Source organism: Streptomyces sp. LS-MS-L19 (assembly GCF_058382285.1).
The window spans coordinates 1-14,844 of sequence record NZ_JBYCLL010000001.1; the positions used below are offsets into that span (position 1 = coordinate 1).

A 14,844-nucleotide genomic window follows, 5' to 3' on the forward strand; every position below is an offset into this window, starting at 1 on the left:
AGAGGCCGTGGAACTGCTGGCCATTCCACAGGAGCCACAGAAAGACGTCGCGCAACCGTCCGTGAACATCGGTGTCGCGCCCGAGGAAGGCGAAGACGAATCCCGTCTTCTGCTCCGCTTTGCAGCTCCGCGGGATCCGGTGATGGTCGCAGACTGGGTCTCCTTCAACGTGATCGACACCGAGCGCCAGGACTGGGCCCGCGGCTGGGCGAAGCTGAAGGCGTACGTCGAGCGGACCGGAAACGCGAGGGTGCCCTACGGACACCGCGAAGGCGCGACACCCCTTGGGCAATGGGTCGCGGAACAACGACGTGCCTTCTGGGCTGGGGAGATGAGCGGGCTGCGTGCCCGCCGGCTCGAGCAGCTCGGCATGGTGTGGTCGGTGACGGATGAGCGGTTCCAGGAAAACCTCGAAGCCGCCAAGGCCTACTACGACCAGCACTGGACGCTGTGCGCTCCCAGGTCGGCAGCGATGCTGGACAGGCCGTTGGGGATGTGGCTCGCGAATTTGCGGCGGCCCGGTGCACTGGACGGGCACCCGGAGTGGAAGACCGCGCTGGAAGCCGTGGACAAGGACTGGAACCCGCCATGGTCGGCCGACTGGCAACGCCACTACGCCGCACTACGCGAGCTCCTGGCCGATGAACACGGACAGGCTGGTGAGACCGAGGTGCTGCCCGGGCTCACCGTCCACGGCATGGACATCGGGAAATGGCTGGCCAAGCAGCGCAAGCCCGAGGTCTGGCAGGCCCTTCACGACGGGCAGCGCGAACGCCTGGAACAGCTCGGCATCACGCCAATCGCCCCGGAGCCGGAAGCGCCCGCGAAACCGCCCACCACGGCCATGAGCGCCTTCGAGAAGGGCGTAGCGGCCCTGGCACAGTACAAGGCCCGGGAAGGGCACCTGACAGTGCCTAGGGGACACGTAGAACGGCTGGGCAACGGGAGCGAAGTCCGACTCGGAGTCTGGCTGACCAACACCAAGACCAGACGGGCGAAGCTCACCACCGAGCGGCTCGCGCAGCTCGCCGAACTCGGACTCGACTGGGCAGCATAGGAGGATCCGGGATGTCCTCGGCGGTCTCGGCGGCCACGGCGATCTCGGCGCTGGTGGTTGGCCTCGTGACGGCTATGTAGGCCATCAGCTTCCAGCGCGCGGCTGCAGGGGCTGATGCTTCGACCTGGACGGAGGAGAGCACCACGACGGTGTCGGCGACGTCGGCGAGCGCGAGGACCCCGCGGACGCGCTCGCCCATGGCGGCCGGGTCGGTGTTGCCGTCGGCGCCCTCGGCAGCCTCCGTGGCCGCGCGGTCGAGGGCACGGCGCGAGACAGTTGTCCAATCTTCTTCGGTGACGGCGACGCCGGCACGGAGCTCACTGCCGTCGGCGTCGGCCGCAGTTTGTCGTCCTCGGTGTCTCCACCCCTAGATCCGAGCATGTCGAACATCGGGATGAGCGCCATGTACGTGCCCACGGCGGCGTTGGACCAGGAGGCGACCAGCGGCACTGCCCCGCCGCGCCCGGTGGGCTACGACCGCGTCCGGCAGGCCTTGCTCACACGGCTGTGAACAGCCGGTTATGAAAGGCAGGCGTTCCAGTCGTGACGATCGAGGCGATACTCCCGGTCTCCGTGCGCCCCAGCCATACAACGCTCCCCCCATCGGCCGGGAACGTCACGAGGTCGGCTCCGAGAGCCTCGTCGCTCACCCGCTCAAACGACTCGCCCAGAGACTCGGCGGCCAGGGATGCATCCTGCTTGCCCGCATCGACCTCGAGCCAGACCTGGCGGAATGGCTCGGTCAGCGATGGCCAGGCGGTGGCGTCGGCGAAACTCCCCATATTTTCCTCAGAGTCGAAACCCGGCCGCTCACCGTGGACGATTTGCTCGATGCTCTCACCGACACCGAGGCCCGCCTCCCAGCAGGCCACTGGGGCATCGCTGACAAGCAGGCGGACGGCGACCGCCTCGCGGCCGTCGAACTGCTCGCCGTTGTACTCGTACGGCGCTTCCGTCCAGGAGGCCTGCACCCGGTGAACGCCAGGGGGGATCCGGTCCTTCAGTTCCCGGCCGGCCGGGGTGGGCAACTCCCAGTCGGAATCATCCGGCCAGGGTGAGGCGACGACGAGCCGACCGCTCGGCACCCGGATCGGGCTTACCTCCGTCACCTCGACGACGTACACGGCTCTCGCCGGATCCTCGGCATGCGTGCCCACCTGCGCCCCCAGTGTGAACACCGCCTCCAAGTACCGGCTCTCTTCCGGACCTGCCGCCAAACGTTCATCTGCCGTATATCCCATGGCCGAACCGTAGAGGGCCCCACTGACAGAGCCCCACGTCCCGGCACCGCCAGTGAGACCGAGGTGCTGCCCGGGCTCACCGTCCACAGCATGGACATCGGGAAATGGCTGGCCAAGCAGCGCAAGCCGGAGGTCTGGCCGGCCCTTCACGACGGGCAGCGCGAACGCTTGCAGCAGCTCGGCATCACGCCGATCGCCCCGGAGCCGAAGATGCTGGCGAAACCGTCCACGGCGCCTCTGAGCGCCTTCGAGCGCGGCGTTGCGGCCCTTACGCAGTACAAGACCCGCACGGGCTCCGTGACCGTCCCGCGGGGGCACGTAGAGCAGCTCGAGGACGGCACCGAAGTCCGCCTCGGCGTGTGACGCAGCAACATGCGCAGCCGGCGAGACTCGCTGCCCGATACACGCCGCCAGCTGCTCACGGACCTCGGCCTGTTCGACTGAGGGTCGGATCAGTGGCTGGTCAACGCGCCGCACGCGGCCTTCAGGCGCTGCTGAACGGGATTCGGCTGGTGTGCTCTACCTCGTGCCGCTTTGCTCAGGAAACCGGCTCGGGGACCTCCCCCGGCCTGACCGGCACGATCTCGACACGGGTACAGCCCACGGCCTTGAGTTCGGTGCGGCGACGCTTCGCGGACCGTTTGTCGTACCTGCCGGCCGACGCCTGCGGGGCGCCGTCCGGGTCGGTCCACAGCAGGCCGTAGTTCTGCATCACGCTCGTCATGGAGATCACGCTTCCCCTCCCCCGACGAACGTAAGCACCGCGCGAAGCGCACCGTGGACCCACTTGATCGCACTGGACGCGCTGGGGCTGAAATGGGTCCTTGGGGATAAGGAATGGGATAAGTTTGTGGTTAAGCAATACCGGTCCTGACGTGAAGGTGCAGGCAATGGCATCTGAGGAAGAGCTGTTCGCGTCCGTCGACGCTCTGCTGAACGAGGAGCCGCACCTGCCGCCTCCGGCGGAGCGGGCCCGGCTGCGTGAGGCTGCCGGTATCACGCAGGCCCGTCTTGCCGCCGCGCTGAAGACCACGACCCAGTCGGTGAAGAACTGGGAGAACGGCCGCAGCGAGCCGAAGTCGCCGCGTCTGGACGCCTACCAGCGGCTGCTGAACGGGTGGGCGGCGAAGTATCCCGCCCCCGGCGCAGCCCCGGCGGTCTCGGCTGTCGCGACAGCACCGGCGGCGTCTGCTGAACCGGCCGCGTCCGAGGCGGCGAGGGCAGACGCCCCGCAGCCTGTCGACGTTCCAGGTGCGGGGCCGACGCGTCCCGCCATCCGACCCGCTGCGGCATCGCGGCGCCCGGCCTCTGCGAGGTCTGCAGCCGATCCGCGGTTCCCGCACGGGCCGCTCGCGGTGCTGGGCGGTGACGGCTGTGCGTACGGCGTCGACGGGATCGTGCTCGACTGCCCGGCGGCCACCGTGGTGGAGCTGGTGGAGTGGACGCTGCGCGCCTCCGGGCTCGGTGCGCCGCGTCTGCACCGCAACGGCAAGGACAGCGACCCGCTGATCGTGCTCACCGCGGCGGCCGCCGTGAAGCTCGGGCTTCCGGAGCGCCTGGAGGGGCATGAGCAGCGCCGCTCCCTTCGGCTGCCGGAGGATCATCCGGTGGTCCAGCAGGTGGCGCGGGCGAAGTGGCGGCTCACCCAGCGCGGGTTCGGGCCGTGGGCACGGATCTACCGCAAAATTCAGGGGCGTGAGCGGCAGTGCGTGCAGCTGGCGGTCCTGTCCTGGGACGCTTTGGACCCTCGGTCGTGGCCCGGGGTGGCGGAGATGGAGCCGGCTGCCATCGCGCGTGTCCTGGGCGTGTACGCCCAGCGGGTCATCACCCCGCGCGGGTCGACGGCCGTGTCCGGGCTGGAGCTGATGACGGCGCTGCGGCCGCCCACCCGTGCGGTGCAGGACCCGCAGACGGGGAACTGGGTGCCCGGCCACAATCCCGGCTCGCTGGGGGTGGAGCCGGTGGACCCGGCGCCGCCGGAGGCCACCCCCGAACACCCCGTGGTCGTCGACAGCGGCTGGAGCGGCGGGTTCCTGAACGAGGAGGCGTATCAGTGGGTGCGCGATGTCAGCCTGCTGAGCGATGAGGAGTGCACGCTGCCGTACGCGGTGGGCCTGGACCTGAACACCGCGTTCCTTGCCGCCGCGGCCCGTCTGGTGGTCGGCCTGAGCGCCCCCGATCACTTCGTCGGCCCGGTGTTCAACCCGAAGATCCCCGGTTCCTGGCTGGTCGATCTGTCCCACGTCGAGGTCGACCCGCGGCTGCCCTGCCCGTTCACCCCGGACGGCACCCGGCCGACCGGGCCTGCCTGGTACCAGACCCACACCGTCGCCTACGCGCAGGAACTCGGCTACAACGTCGCTCCGTTGGAGGGGTATCTGCGCCGGGAGAGCGGCGCGTACCTGGATCCGTGGCACGACCGCCTCAAGGCTGCCTACGTCGACACCCTCGCCGACCTCGGCGTCACCCGGGAGCTCACGGACGTGGAGTTCCTGGCGGCGATGGAGCGGCACAAGGACGCCGACCCGGCGATGGCGGCGGTGCTGGCGGCGATCAAGGCGACGGTGAAGGGCGGCATCGGCAAGCTCCGCGAACGCCCGCAGGGCAGGAAGTACAAGGAGGGCGAGCGGTGGCCGGCCCTTCAGCGGCCGACCTGGCGCCCCGACATCCGCGCCGCCGTCATCTCCAAAGCGCGCATCAACATGCACCGCAAACTGCGCAACATGGCGGCGATGACCGGCCTGTATCCGCTGGCCGTGCTCTCCGACTGCGTCGTCTACCCCTCCCCCGGCGACTCGCCGCTGGACTTCCTGCCCTATGCCGCGTCCGGCAAGCCGCAGCCGGGTGGGTTCCGTCTCGGGCCCACGCCGGGGCTGGCGAAGCTGGAGGGCGTGCAGTCGATGCTGTGGGCGGTCGACCTCATGGAGCAGGGCTACAACCCCGCCCGCCACATCAAGGGCGGCGACGCCGTCCTGGACGAAGGAGAGTAGGCGCTGTGGCCGGAGAGATCGACGACGCCATCGAGCGTGCCGACCGGGAAGGGTTCACCCGCCGGCCGCCCAAAACCCTCAAAGGGCAGATCGGCTACCTGATCCGGCAGCTGGGCAGCGCCAAAGCGGTCGCCCGCGAGATCGGCGTCACCGCCGACTCCGTCAACCGCTACCGGCGCGGCGCCCGCAAACACGCCCGCCCCGACATCGCCGCCAGGATCGAGGACGCCGTACGCAAGCGGTGGCAGCCCCAGGTCCGTAAACGCCGGCAGAAGCAGGCCGCCACCACCGGCGGGATCACCGTCGAGACACGGGCCCGCTTCGGGTACACCGCGCCTGTCGGGACGACCGACGACGGACGCTTTCGCCGCCTGACCGTCCATCTCCCCCCGGCCTATGCGCAGCGGCTGTTCGACGCCCGCCGCACCGGGGCCGGCGACCAGCAGATGCGCCAGATCATCGCCGAAGGACTCAAAGACATCTACTTCCAGGACAACGGAAACCGCGCTTTGGGGCTCTCCGACGTCACCCTCAACGACATCGACTACCTCGACCTCGACTACTGAACTTCACGCCGGACGGCAAGCCCGGCACCTGCTCGTTGTGGCTCGGCGCTCTACTTGGCGGATGGGCGGTTGAGTCGGCGAACTGAAGCACTCGGGCGTGGGGACGCCTGGCAAGCTGAAGCGCTCAGTTCGCCGACTCAACCAGCCCCCAGAACGGGCCCCCGCGCCGCACCGCGAAACCGAGGCCGCGCAGATGCCGTCGCACGACCGCAGCCGGGCAGCCGTACGACGACGAAGAAACCCTCCGCGGGCCCGGTCACCCGCAGCCCGCCCGGGGCGAACTCCCGCAGCCCGGCGACAGGATGGGCCCGGCCGGCGGTGACGCGGTGGGCCGCGTGGGCGGCCTTGGCCAGGGCCCGCGGCTCCATGCAGGCCGCGGCCGCGGCGAGGGCCGGGGTGGAGACCGGCCACAGGGGCTGGGCCCGCTCCAGGTCCGCGATCGTCTCCGGGGCGGCGAGGACGTAACCGATCCTCAGACCGGCCAGCCCCCAGGTCTTCGTCAGGCTGCGCAGGACAACCGGACCGGGCACGTCCGTGCGCCCGGCCAGCGCCACGCGCTCGCCCGGCACCGCGTCCAGGAACACCTCGTCCACCACCAACGTCCGCCCCGGACGCGCCAGTTCGGCGATCGCGGCGGCCAGGTGCAGGACCGACGTGGGGTTGGCCGGGTTGCCGACGACCACCGCGCCAACAGCCACCACCCGGAGGCGACATCCGGGCGCTCACCCCGGCCCCGGCCCCCACGCCGGACCGCCTCACGGAGACGCCGTGAGGCGGTCCTCTCCGCGCAACCGGTCGAACCGGAACGGCCGCAGTACCTGCGGCCGGTCGCCGGTGAGGATGTACTGGGCGAGCCGGCGGCCGGTGGCGGATGCGACTGGCTGAGAGTGCGGTCGCGACTGCGGCGGTGGTTTTGCCGGGTGGGCTCTGGCGAGCCTCGTGCTTCCGTTGTTCAGCTGAAGGCCGGTGGTGATGTCTCTCCCCAGGAGGTCGTACTTCTGGTGAAGGCGCCGCGCCTCCGGGACAGGCGGTGGCGGCGACGTGGCGGTGGTCAACGCTTTTCGCGTCGGCTGCGCAGGCTCAGGGCGATGACAGAGACAAGGAACCAGAAGGCACCGAAGGCTGAGTATCCGGCGAGGGTGGACAGGCTGCTCGTCGCCGAGGCGGACATGGCAGCGATGGTGGCACCGGCGAGGACGGACTGTCCGCCGCTGATGACCATGGGCCACTGGGCGCCGACGGTGCGCCGGCGTCGGACCGCTACGACAAGCTGGATCGCTCCAGAAAACAGGGCCCAGACGCCGAACACGAGAAGGGCCGCACCGATGGTGGAGAAGACAGCGATGATCATTGCGAGGGTGGTGGCGAGACCGAGAGCCATGTTGATGCTACGGACGCGGTCCGTGCAGCCGGTGCCGGCCCGGCGACGCTCGATGAGCGTGGCGAGGGCGTCCCACAGGGGGTAGACGATGAGCAGCACGGCCGCGATCACTGTGGGCCTGTCCGTCGAGACGAGCGAGGCGCAGGTCGTGAAGACCAGTGCCACCCAGATCAGGGAGAAGACGACGCGGATCAGGTGGAGCGATCGGAGCCCGGAGGGCGTCGTAGCGGCCGTCGTCGAAGCTGCCGGAGTTACGGTGGTCTGAGTCATGGGGTGTCCCGTTGTGATCGTGACGGTGTGAGACGGTCGCCTCGAGGAGGAGTCTCAGCGGCCTCGGGCGGGGCCGTGTACTTCGAACGAAGTAGTTCTGCCATCCACTTCGAGGGACTGAGTTCTGCCGTCTTCATCGACCGAAGCAGCCTCGCCGTCTACATCGTTCGAAGTACACGGCCACAGCACACGTGAACGAGAATCAGCTCATGGCCAAGGCGCACAACAGTCAGGACGGGCCCGCGGCACCGCTGTGGGTCCGCCGTCCCGAGGTGCTGCACCGAGTCGCCTCTTCAGTGGCCGCGCTGGTGTTCACCGGTCAGATCGTGGCCGTGATACTGAGGGGCTCGGACTGGCCGACAGCCCTCTCCGTGCTCCTCGCCGGCGGCGGTGTCGCCCTCTCGTGGTGGAAGCCGTGGGCAGGACTGGTCGTGACGAGCGCGGCGTCCTTCGCCGTCACAGCGGTGGGCCACGACCCCCTGTCGGTGTGGATGATGGCGGTGCTCGTCCTGTTCTCGGCCACCCTCAAGGGGAAGCAGCCGCTGGCCGCAACCGGCATCGTGGCGGCGTTCTTCCTGGGAGCGTTCATGACGGTGGGCGGCTTTCGTGGCGGCGCGGTCGTGGGAGCCGCCGCCCTCTTCTCAGCCATGGCCGGAGGTGCGACAGGGGCCGCGCTCCGCATCCACCGAGACCACTGGTGGACCCTGGAGGAACGGGCCGAAAGCGCCATCGCCACCCGCGAGATGGAAGCCACCCGACGAGTGACCGAAGAACGGCTGCGCATCGCCCGGGACCTCCACGACGTCATCGGCCACCAGATCGCGATGCTGAGCCTGCACCTCGGTGCCGCGGAAATCGGACTGCCCGACGACGCCGAGTCCTCCCGGCAGGCCCTCGTATCGGCCCGGTCCAGCGCCCGCACCGTCGTCGTCGAGACGCAACGCATCCTCGCGCTCCTCCGCCTCGGGGACGACGCCGGTGGCGACGAGGCGCTCCGCCCGACCCCGGCGCTCAGCGGTCTAAAAGGACTCGTCGCCTCCTTCGAAAGCGTCGGCCTGGACATCCGGGCCTCCATCGATCCCCCCGCCGGCTTCGTGGAGCCCAGCGTCGGTGTGACGGTCTACCGGGTCGTGCAGGAAGCACTCACGAATGCCTACCGGCATGGAGAGGGGACGGCAACGGTGGAGGTGCGCGAGCGCGACGGCAGGATCTGCGTCACCGTGGAGAACCGCGTCGGTCATTCACCCCGCGGCTCCGACCCGGGCAGCGGACTCGGACTCGTGGGGATGCGCGAACGCGTCGAGTCCTCCAGCGGACGGCTGATGATCGACACTCACGACGGGCGATTCCGGGTCCATGCAAAGTTCAGCCCCCTGGGAACGGCCGTCCGATGACACGGATTCTGATCGTCGACGACCAGGACGACATCAGGGCCGGGATCCGGGCGATGCTTTGGCTCGACCCGGCTCTCGTTGTCGCGGGTGATCTCTCCGACGGGCTTCAGGTCGTCCCCTTCCTCCGGGACCACCCCGTCGACCTGGTCCTGATGGACATCCGCATGCCCGGCATCGACGGCGTCGAAGCCACCCGCCGGATCCGCGAGGAGCACCCGCCCGACAAGACGCGAGTGATCGTGCTGACCACTTTCGACCAGGACGACATCGTTCTCGCCGCCCTGCGCGCGGGCGCCAACGGATTCCTCAGCAAGACCATAAGCCCCGCTGAACTCGTCGCCGGAATCACCGAGGTCATAGGTGGTGGCGGTACGCTGTCCGCCGCCGCGACGGCCGCCCTCATCGGCCACATGACCGACAGTCCGCCCCCGGTGATCGACCGGGAACTGCTGCGACGCTTCGACGCCCTGACCCCCAGAGAGCGGGATGTGGTCGTTCACGTGGCAAGCGGACTCGGCAACGACGAGATCGCGGCCCTGATGTCCGTGTCACCGTTCACCGTGAAGACACATGCGGTACGGGCCATGACAAAGGTCGGCGCACGTGACCGAGCGCAACTCGTCTCCTACACCTTCCGGGCCGGCCTCTACCCCTGAACGAGCCTGCCGAACACAACCCCCAAAAAAGGTGGCCGCCGCAGCGATCCGAGCAGCCCGGGGGGCGAGAGGGCGTAGACGCGCACCAAGACCCGAACCGGCGCTGGACTCGTCGAGCGAGGCCAGCACATGCGCGGAGGTCCGGGGGCTGGTGCGGCAGAGGTCGGGAACCTCCCCTTGGAGGTGGTACGGAGCAGGTCAGTGACCGTGCCCGCGTGAGCGCATCTGCCACTGGGTCATCGCGCCGAAGGCCAGAACGTTGGCTCGGCGGGTGGTGAAGCGCGAGGTCAGGGTCATCGCCCAGTTGAAGGTGCCGGAGACGACGCTGGGGGGCGGGTTGCGCCGGTCCAGCGTGCGCAGTGCGGTGGTGACCACCTGGCGCGGGGTCTGCAGCCGTACACCGCGGGCCATGTCGTCGGAGCCGGCCGTGTCGAAGAACTCGGTGCGGGTCGGGCCCGGGGACAGGGCGAGCACGCGCAGGCCGGTCCCGCGCGACTCCTGCCACAGCGCCTCGGTGAAGCTCAGCACGAACGCCTTGGTCGCCCCGTAGACGGCGGCGTTCGGCCACGGCTGATAGCCCAGGGAGCTGGCCACGTTGACCAGGACCCCGGTCAGCTGGCCGATGAACGCCCTGGTGACGTCGACCAGGGCGGCCACGTTCAGGTTGATCTCCTGCTGGACGCGTGCCGCATCCTCCTGCCGGAACGGGCTGTGGGTGCCGAAGCCGGCGTTGTTGACGAGGCTGGTGACGGTGATCCCGCGCCGGGCCACCTCCTTCGCCAGGGCCTCGCCCGCGTTCGGCGCGGTGAGGTCGAACGGCACCACCGTGACCGTGACCCTGTACTTCGCGGACAGTTCGCCGGCCAGGGCCTGAAGCCGGTCCGCGCGGCGGGCGACCAGTACGAGGTTCGAGCCGCGCTCGGCGAACTGGCGGGCGAACTCCGCGCCGAGTCCGGCACTCGCGCCGGTGATCAGTGTGGTCTGGGTGCGGTAGTCGATCTTGTTCATGGCGGTCGGGGACGCGGTGCCCTCGCGGGCATCTCTTCCCCTCCTCCTTTCAGTCCTTGCGATGGTCTGGGACCGTCATCTGGTGGTCATCTGGTGGTCGTCGGCTGCCGAGGCGGGCTCGGAGCATGCCGGGGTGATGTGGTGTGTCGTTCGTTCGGGGTGCTCCCCGGTGACGAGAACGCGGCGTGATCTGCCGTCGGCGGTCCCGTTGCCCTGGTGTGCGCCCTGGCCCCGGCTACTGCGGGGGCCGTCGGGCGTCCCGGGGCTCGGCAGTGCCGCCCGGGGTGAACACCCTTGGCGCCGATCCGCCGATCCATTTCGGCTTACGGCCGGGCCGCGCTGGTGCGTGCGGGAGGGCGGATGGGCCGGTCGGTGCTGCGGGTGGTGGCTGCTTCAGCGCAGGAAGAAGTTCAGGAGGGTGTCGGTGCGCTTGCTGAAGGGGGCATGCAGCAGGCGGGTGGCGTTCCAGCGTCCCTGTACATAAATGCCCTTGGGGTGGCTGAGGGTGCGGAAGCCCTCGATGCCGTGGTACTTGCCCATCCCGCTGGCGCCGACGCCGCCGAAAGGCAGGTCGTCCTGCGCGACGTGCATGATCGTGCCGTTGACGGTGACGTTGCCGGACGTCGTGCGATCAAGGACCCGGCGCCGCTCGGGGCCGTTGCCGCCGAAGTAGTACAGGGCGAGCGGGCGCGGACGCGCGTTGACGTAGTCGATGGCCTCGACGATGTCGCGGTAGCCGAAGACCGGCAGGATGGGGCCGAAGATCTCCTCGTGGGCGATGCGCATGTCGTCGGTGACGCCGAGGACGACGGTCGGCGCGAGGGTGTGCGCACGGCGGGCCGCGTCGGCGGGCCGGTGTCCTACCTCGATGATCCGCGCCCCGCGGGCGCGGGCGTCCTCTATCAGGCCGGTGAGGATCCTGTACTGCTTGTCGTCGACGATCGAGGTGTAGTCGTCGCTGGTGGGGCCCTCGGGGTAGGCGGCCTTCACCAGACGGTCGTAGGCGGCGATGAAGGCGTCGATCTCCGATTCGTGCACCAGGGCGTAGTCGGGGGCGATACAGGTCTGGCCGCCGCTGAGCAGCTTGCCGAAGACGATGTCGGACACCACCTGGTCCCGGATGTGTCCCTTGGCCACGATGGTCGGGGACTTGCCGCCGAGTTCCAGCGTGACGGGGACGAGGTGGTCGCCGGCCGCCTTCATCACGGCCCGCCCGACCTCGGTGCTGCCGGTGAAGACGAGATGGTCGAACGGCAGGGAGGAGAACGCGGAGCCGTCGCCGCTGACCATCGTGACCTGCTCCGGTGGGAAGAGCTCGCCGATCATCGAGGCGAGCACCGCGTTCGTCGCCGGGGTCAGCTTCGACGGCTTGAGCATGACGCGGTTGCCGGCCGCGATCGCGGTGACCACGGGCATCAGCGACAGGTTCACCGGATAGTTCCACGGCGAGATCACGCCGACCACGCCCAGCGGCTGGTACTCGATGCGGTTGCTGCCGTTACGCAGCAGCAGCTCGATGTGGCGGCGGGTGGGGCGCATGAACCGGCGAAGGTTGCGGTGCAGGTAGTCGATCCCCTGCACGACACCCACGATTTCCATCAGCGCGCTCTCATGCCGGGAGCGGTGTCCGAAGTCGGCGTCTATCGCCTCCTCGATGGCGCCGCGCCGGGCGATCAGCGCCTTCCGGAACCGGGCCAGATCACTGCGCCGGGCTTGAAGAGAGGGCGCTCCGTCTCGGAGGTAGGCGGCACGCTGCGTCTGCAGGATGTGAAGGAAGCGCTCCGCGTCGGTGGGCTGTGCGGTGACATCGGTGCTGGTCATGGTCGTGTTCCTTAGCGGTTGACGAGGGCGGCGCGGGGAAGGAGTCGACCTCGCCCACGACATTCACTCTACGCACCGCTTTGCACTGAGTGCAAGCAACTGCATGACGTGAGTCTAATTACCATCGGTGCATGACTCAGAGACTAGCCCTCCAACCGGGAGCAGACCCGCGCGGTGGTCCTCGACGAGGTCGCCTCCGCCGCGGGCGTCTCCCGGCGCACCCTGTTCACCTACGGGACGGCGCTGCGCGCCGCCTTCCAGGTGCTGGAGGAGATCGACTTAACCGCCGAAGGGCGCCTGGAGTTCATCACGCTGCTCTTCGGCAACGACTCCCTGCGCGCCGGGCACGCCGAGAAACAGGCCCGCTGGCAGGGCCTGTTCGCACCGCACATCGAGCCGCGACTGCCCGACTCCGACCAGCGCACCCTGCAGGCCCGCGCCATCGCCGCCGCAGCGATCGTCTGCATGCAGGCAGCCAACGAGGAATGGGTACGCCAGAGCGGGCAGGCCGACATGTTCGACCTCTACGACACCGCCGTACAGGCCATCCAGCTACCTGCCTGGGACCCTCCACATCCAGCCCCACCACACCCGCCGGCGTGGGGACCTGGGAACGGACCGGCGTCGGCGGGCCCCCTCCCCCGACACTCCCCAGGATCTGGCCGGCCTTGAGGCCGCCGCCTTCAACGGGGCATGGACGGGTGGGTGCGCCGCCCAGGAAGACCAGGCCCTCGATGCCCGGTCGCGGGCCCACGTCATTAGCGCTACTAAGCGCCGCCGGACTGGCATCATCCTGGGATGACTCCATCGATAACCGAGTCCTGGACCCGCATAGAGGCATGGCTCGCCCGGCACACGCCTCGAACGTTCGCCGCTCTCGCGCCCCCGGCGCAGCAGTCGGCAATCGCCGCGGCCGAACAGGTCGTCGGGCAGCCGTTCCCCGAGCCCTTGGTGGAGTCCCTGCTGCGGCACAACGGCACAGGCGACTATGCCCTGTTGCCCCCGTTCTGGTCCCTGCTCGAGGTGCAGCACATCGCCGGGGCCTGGCAGACACGCATGAAGATCTACGGAGATGAGCTGGCGGGAGCTGAGGAAGGCGATCCGGACGGCGAGTACGGACCATGGTGGCACGCCCATTGGATCCCCTTCGCCTCCGACGGTGGAGGCGACTACCTCATCATCGACCAACGGCGCTACCACCGGCGCGGAAGGATCGGCAATGCCGATCACGAAACAGCATGTTCCTTTGCACCCAACCCCATGTGGGCATCGCTGCCGGCTCTCCTTGCCGCCACAGCGACGGCCCTGGAGACCGGCGAGGTGGTGAACGGCTACCAGCCAGTCGCAGTCGACGACGACGAACTGGACTGGGACTTCTGAATGAACAACTCGCTGAACCACTCTCCGCCGTGAACACCCTCAGTGCTCACACGGCGCGAGTGGCGTGAGGTGCGTTTCTACGCCGTCACGGCGTTGGACGGGGTGGTCTTCAACGCGTGGGACTGACATCCACACGGGAGGTCGCGATCGGCGCCGGGCATCGCCTGGCTGAGACTGGCCTGATCCTCCGCCCCCAGTCTCCCACTCCGGCATCAGGCAGTCCCGGGAGGAGCCGAGGAACGTCCGGCAGTGTGATGCCGCTCACATCGCGTCACGGGCGCGACGGGAGCGGTGTCTTGTGGGCATGACCGACACGAAGCAGTCCACAGTCCTGATCACCGGCGCCAACAAGGGTCTGGGTCACGAGGCCGCCCGTCGTCTCGGGGAGCTGGGATGGAAGGTGTTCCTCGGCTCCCGGGATGAGGTTCGCGGCCGCGCGGCCGCGGAGAAGCTGGCCGCCGACGGCATCGATGTCGTCCTGGTCCCGCTGGACGTCACCTCGGAGGAGTCCGTGGCGGCCGCCGAGGAACTCGTGCGCGCGCACGCCGACCGGCTGGACGTCCTGATCAACAACGCCGGCGCGCCGGGCCACGCGATCCACCCCGGCCAGGCGACGGTCGCGGAGGTCCACGCCGTTTACGACACCAACGTCTACGGCCCGATCCGCGTCACCCATGCCTTCCTGACGCTGCTGCAGGCCGCCGAGCACCCCCGGGTGGTGATGGTGTCCAGCGCCGTCGGGGCGTTCTCGGTGGTGACGGATCCAGAGCAGCCGGTTTCGAAGATGCACGAACTCGCCTACAGCTCCTCCAAGGCGGCCCTGAACATGCTGACCGTCCGCTACGCGCAGGCGTTCCCCGCCATCAAGTTCAACGCCGCCACCCCCGGAGAAGTAGTGAACCGCACCTTCGCGGCCACCGACATGAACAACAACACGGGCCAGCTGACCGTCACCGAGGGCACCGACTCGATCGTTCGCCTGGCGCTGCTGGACGCCGACGGCCCGAGCGGGACCTTCACAGACCGGCTCGGCCCCATCGAGTGGTGACCCTCCGGCCGGCGGCGGGGACGAACACGGAG

The 14,844-nt window shown here is 69.2% G+C and carries 15 protein-coding genes and 1 pseudogene; 10 read left to right on the forward strand and 6 right to left on the reverse strand.

Going from position 1 to position 14,844, the window contains the following annotated elements; genetic code table 11:
• A partial coding sequence (locus AC2XR2_RS00005) for a helicase associated domain-containing protein (RefSeq protein ID WP_491513787.1) occupies window positions 1-1,057 on the forward strand: 1,057 nt, incomplete at its 5' end.
• A 379-nt stretch (window positions 1,058-1,436) separates the two neighbouring features.
• Window positions 1,437-1,568 carry a hypothetical protein gene (locus AC2XR2_RS00010; protein WP_491513788.1) on the forward strand — a complete coding sequence of 44 codons (132 nt, stop codon included), beginning with the start codon at window positions 1,437-1,439 and terminating at the stop codon, window positions 1,566-1,568.
• On the opposite strand, the gene AC2XR2_RS00015 is transcribed toward AC2XR2_RS00010, so the two are convergent.
• Complete coding sequence (locus tag AC2XR2_RS00015; protein ID WP_491513789.1) at window positions 1,555-2,298, reverse strand: DUF4241 domain-containing protein; 744 nt, start codon at window positions 2,296-2,298, stop codon at window positions 1,555-1,557. The two genes, AC2XR2_RS00010 and AC2XR2_RS00015, sit on opposite strands and share 14 nt — an antisense overlap.
• 90 nt (window positions 2,299-2,388) lie before the next feature.
• Here AC2XR2_RS00015 and AC2XR2_RS00020 point away from each other — a divergent pair, with 90 nt between their 5' ends.
• A complete protein-coding gene (locus tag AC2XR2_RS00020) occupies window positions 2,389-2,661 on the forward strand; it encodes a hypothetical protein (RefSeq protein ID WP_491513790.1) in 273 nt (90 codons plus the stop codon).
• 175 nt (window positions 2,662-2,836) lie between these two features.
• Here AC2XR2_RS00020 and AC2XR2_RS00025 read toward each other — a convergent pair whose 3' ends face one another.
• On the reverse strand, window positions 2,837-3,022 hold the full coding sequence (locus AC2XR2_RS00025) for a DUF8636 domain-containing protein (protein ID WP_491518377.1): 186 nt from the start codon (window positions 3,020-3,022) through the stop codon (window positions 2,837-2,839).
• A 166-nt stretch (window positions 3,023-3,188) separates the two neighbouring features.
• Between AC2XR2_RS00025 and tap the strand changes: the two genes are divergently transcribed.
• Together tap and tpg are read left to right on the forward strand one after the other, a co-directional pair.
• Window positions 3,189-5,288 (forward strand): telomere-associated protein Tap, encoded by a 2,100-nt coding sequence (gene tap / locus AC2XR2_RS00030; protein WP_491513791.1) that lies wholly within the window; start codon window positions 3,189-3,191, stop codon window positions 5,286-5,288.
• A 5-nt stretch (window positions 5,289-5,293) separates the two neighbouring features.
• The gene (gene tpg, locus AC2XR2_RS00035) at window positions 5,294-5,854 is read left to right on the forward strand and encodes a telomere-protecting terminal protein Tpg (RefSeq protein ID WP_491513792.1); all 561 of its coding nucleotides are present in this window, start codon (window positions 5,294-5,296) and stop codon (window positions 5,852-5,854) included.
• 136 nt (window positions 5,855-5,990) lie between these two features.
• Here tpg and AC2XR2_RS00040 read toward each other — a convergent pair.
• Both AC2XR2_RS00040 and AC2XR2_RS00045 read right to left on the reverse strand, forming a co-directional pair.
• Window positions 5,991-6,537, reverse strand: a pseudogene (locus AC2XR2_RS00040) (aminotransferase class I/II-fold pyridoxal phosphate-dependent enzyme); the annotation flags it as partial.
• Between the two features lie 368 nt (window positions 6,538-6,905).
• Window positions 6,906-7,505 carry a DUF308 domain-containing protein gene (locus AC2XR2_RS00045; protein WP_491513793.1) on the reverse strand — a complete coding sequence of 200 codons (600 nt, stop codon included), beginning with the start codon at window positions 7,503-7,505 and terminating at the stop codon, window positions 6,906-6,908.
• Between the two features lie 209 nt (window positions 7,506-7,714).
• Here AC2XR2_RS00045 and AC2XR2_RS00050 point away from each other — a divergent pair, with 209 nt between their 5' ends.
• Window positions 7,715-8,899 carry a sensor histidine kinase gene (locus tag AC2XR2_RS00050; protein ID WP_491513794.1) on the forward strand — a complete coding sequence of 395 codons (1,185 nt, stop codon included), beginning with the start codon at window positions 7,715-7,717 and terminating at the stop codon, window positions 8,897-8,899.
• On the forward strand, window positions 8,896-9,555 hold the full coding sequence (locus tag AC2XR2_RS00055; protein ID WP_491513795.1) for a response regulator transcription factor: 660 nt from the start codon (window positions 8,896-8,898) through the stop codon (window positions 9,553-9,555). The genes AC2XR2_RS00050 and AC2XR2_RS00055 overlap by 4 nt, the downstream gene beginning before the upstream one ends.
• A 198-nt stretch (window positions 9,556-9,753) precedes the next feature.
• Here the strand turns inward: AC2XR2_RS00055 and AC2XR2_RS00060 are convergent, their stop codons facing one another.
• Both AC2XR2_RS00060 and AC2XR2_RS00065 read right to left on the reverse strand, forming a co-directional pair.
• Window positions 9,754-10,563 carry an SDR family NAD(P)-dependent oxidoreductase gene (locus AC2XR2_RS00060; protein ID WP_491513796.1) on the reverse strand — a complete coding sequence of 270 codons (810 nt, stop codon included), beginning with the start codon at window positions 10,561-10,563 and terminating at the stop codon, window positions 9,754-9,756.
• Between the two features lie 393 nt (window positions 10,564-10,956).
• The gene (locus AC2XR2_RS00065) at window positions 10,957-12,384 is read right to left on the reverse strand and encodes a coniferyl aldehyde dehydrogenase (protein WP_491513797.1); all 1,428 of its coding nucleotides are present in this window, start codon (window positions 12,382-12,384) and stop codon (window positions 10,957-10,959) included.
• A gap of 174 nt (window positions 12,385-12,558) precedes the next feature.
• Between AC2XR2_RS00065 and AC2XR2_RS00070 the strand changes: the two genes are divergently transcribed.
• The 3 genes from AC2XR2_RS00070 to AC2XR2_RS00080 all read left to right on the forward strand — a co-directional run bounded on the left by AC2XR2_RS00070 (window position 12,559) and on the right by AC2XR2_RS00080 (window position 14,812).
• Window positions 12,559-13,056: an acyl-CoA-like ligand-binding transcription factor gene (locus tag AC2XR2_RS00070; protein WP_491513798.1), complete on the forward strand. Its 498-nt coding sequence runs from the start codon at window positions 12,559-12,561 to the stop codon at window positions 13,054-13,056.
• Between the two features lie 126 nt (window positions 13,057-13,182).
• Window positions 13,183-13,764 carry an SMI1/KNR4 family protein gene (locus tag AC2XR2_RS00075; RefSeq protein WP_491513799.1) on the forward strand — a complete coding sequence of 194 codons (582 nt, stop codon included), beginning with the start codon at window positions 13,183-13,185 and terminating at the stop codon, window positions 13,762-13,764.
• 304 nt (window positions 13,765-14,068) lie between these two features.
• Complete coding sequence (locus AC2XR2_RS00080) at window positions 14,069-14,812, forward strand: SDR family NAD(P)-dependent oxidoreductase (protein WP_491513800.1); 744 nt, start codon at window positions 14,069-14,071, stop codon at window positions 14,810-14,812.
• Window positions 14,813-14,844 lie beyond the last annotated feature (32 nt).

Bases quoted from the DNA above. Each gene is read 5' to 3' on its own strand.
- AC2XR2_RS00025 (WP_491518377.1), bottom strand. From the start codon at position 3,022: ATGACGAGCGTGATGCAGAACTACGGCCTGCTGTGGACCGACCCGGAC.
- AC2XR2_RS00015 (WP_491513789.1), bottom strand. From the start codon at position 2,298: ATGGGATATACGGCAGATGAACGTTTGGCGGCAGGTCCGGAAGAGAGC.
- AC2XR2_RS00050 (WP_491513794.1), top strand. From the start codon at position 7,715: ATGGCCAAGGCGCACAACAGTCAGGACGGGCCCGCGGCACCGCTGTGG.
- AC2XR2_RS00010 (WP_491513788.1), top strand. From the start codon at position 1,437: ATGTCGAACATCGGGATGAGCGCCATGTACGTGCCCACGGCGGCGTTG.
- AC2XR2_RS00060 (WP_491513796.1), bottom strand. From the start codon at position 10,563: ATGAACAAGATCGACTACCGCACCCAGACCACACTGATCACCGGCGCG.
- AC2XR2_RS00055 (WP_491513795.1), top strand. From the start codon at position 8,896: ATGACACGGATTCTGATCGTCGACGACCAGGACGACATCAGGGCCGGG.
- AC2XR2_RS00080 (WP_491513800.1), top strand. From the start codon at position 14,069: ATGACCGACACGAAGCAGTCCACAGTCCTGATCACCGGCGCCAACAAG.
- AC2XR2_RS00065 (WP_491513797.1), bottom strand. From the start codon at position 12,384: ATGACCAGCACCGATGTCACCGCACAGCCCACCGACGCGGAGCGCTTC.
- AC2XR2_RS00075 (WP_491513799.1), top strand. From the start codon at position 13,183: ATGACTCCATCGATAACCGAGTCCTGGACCCGCATAGAGGCATGGCTC.
- tap (WP_491513791.1), top strand. From the start codon at position 3,189: ATGGCATCTGAGGAAGAGCTGTTCGCGTCCGTCGACGCTCTGCTGAAC.
- AC2XR2_RS00020 (WP_491513790.1), top strand. From the start codon at position 2,389: ATGGACATCGGGAAATGGCTGGCCAAGCAGCGCAAGCCGGAGGTCTGG.
- AC2XR2_RS00045 (WP_491513793.1), bottom strand. From the start codon at position 7,505: ATGACTCAGACCACCGTAACTCCGGCAGCTTCGACGACGGCCGCTACG.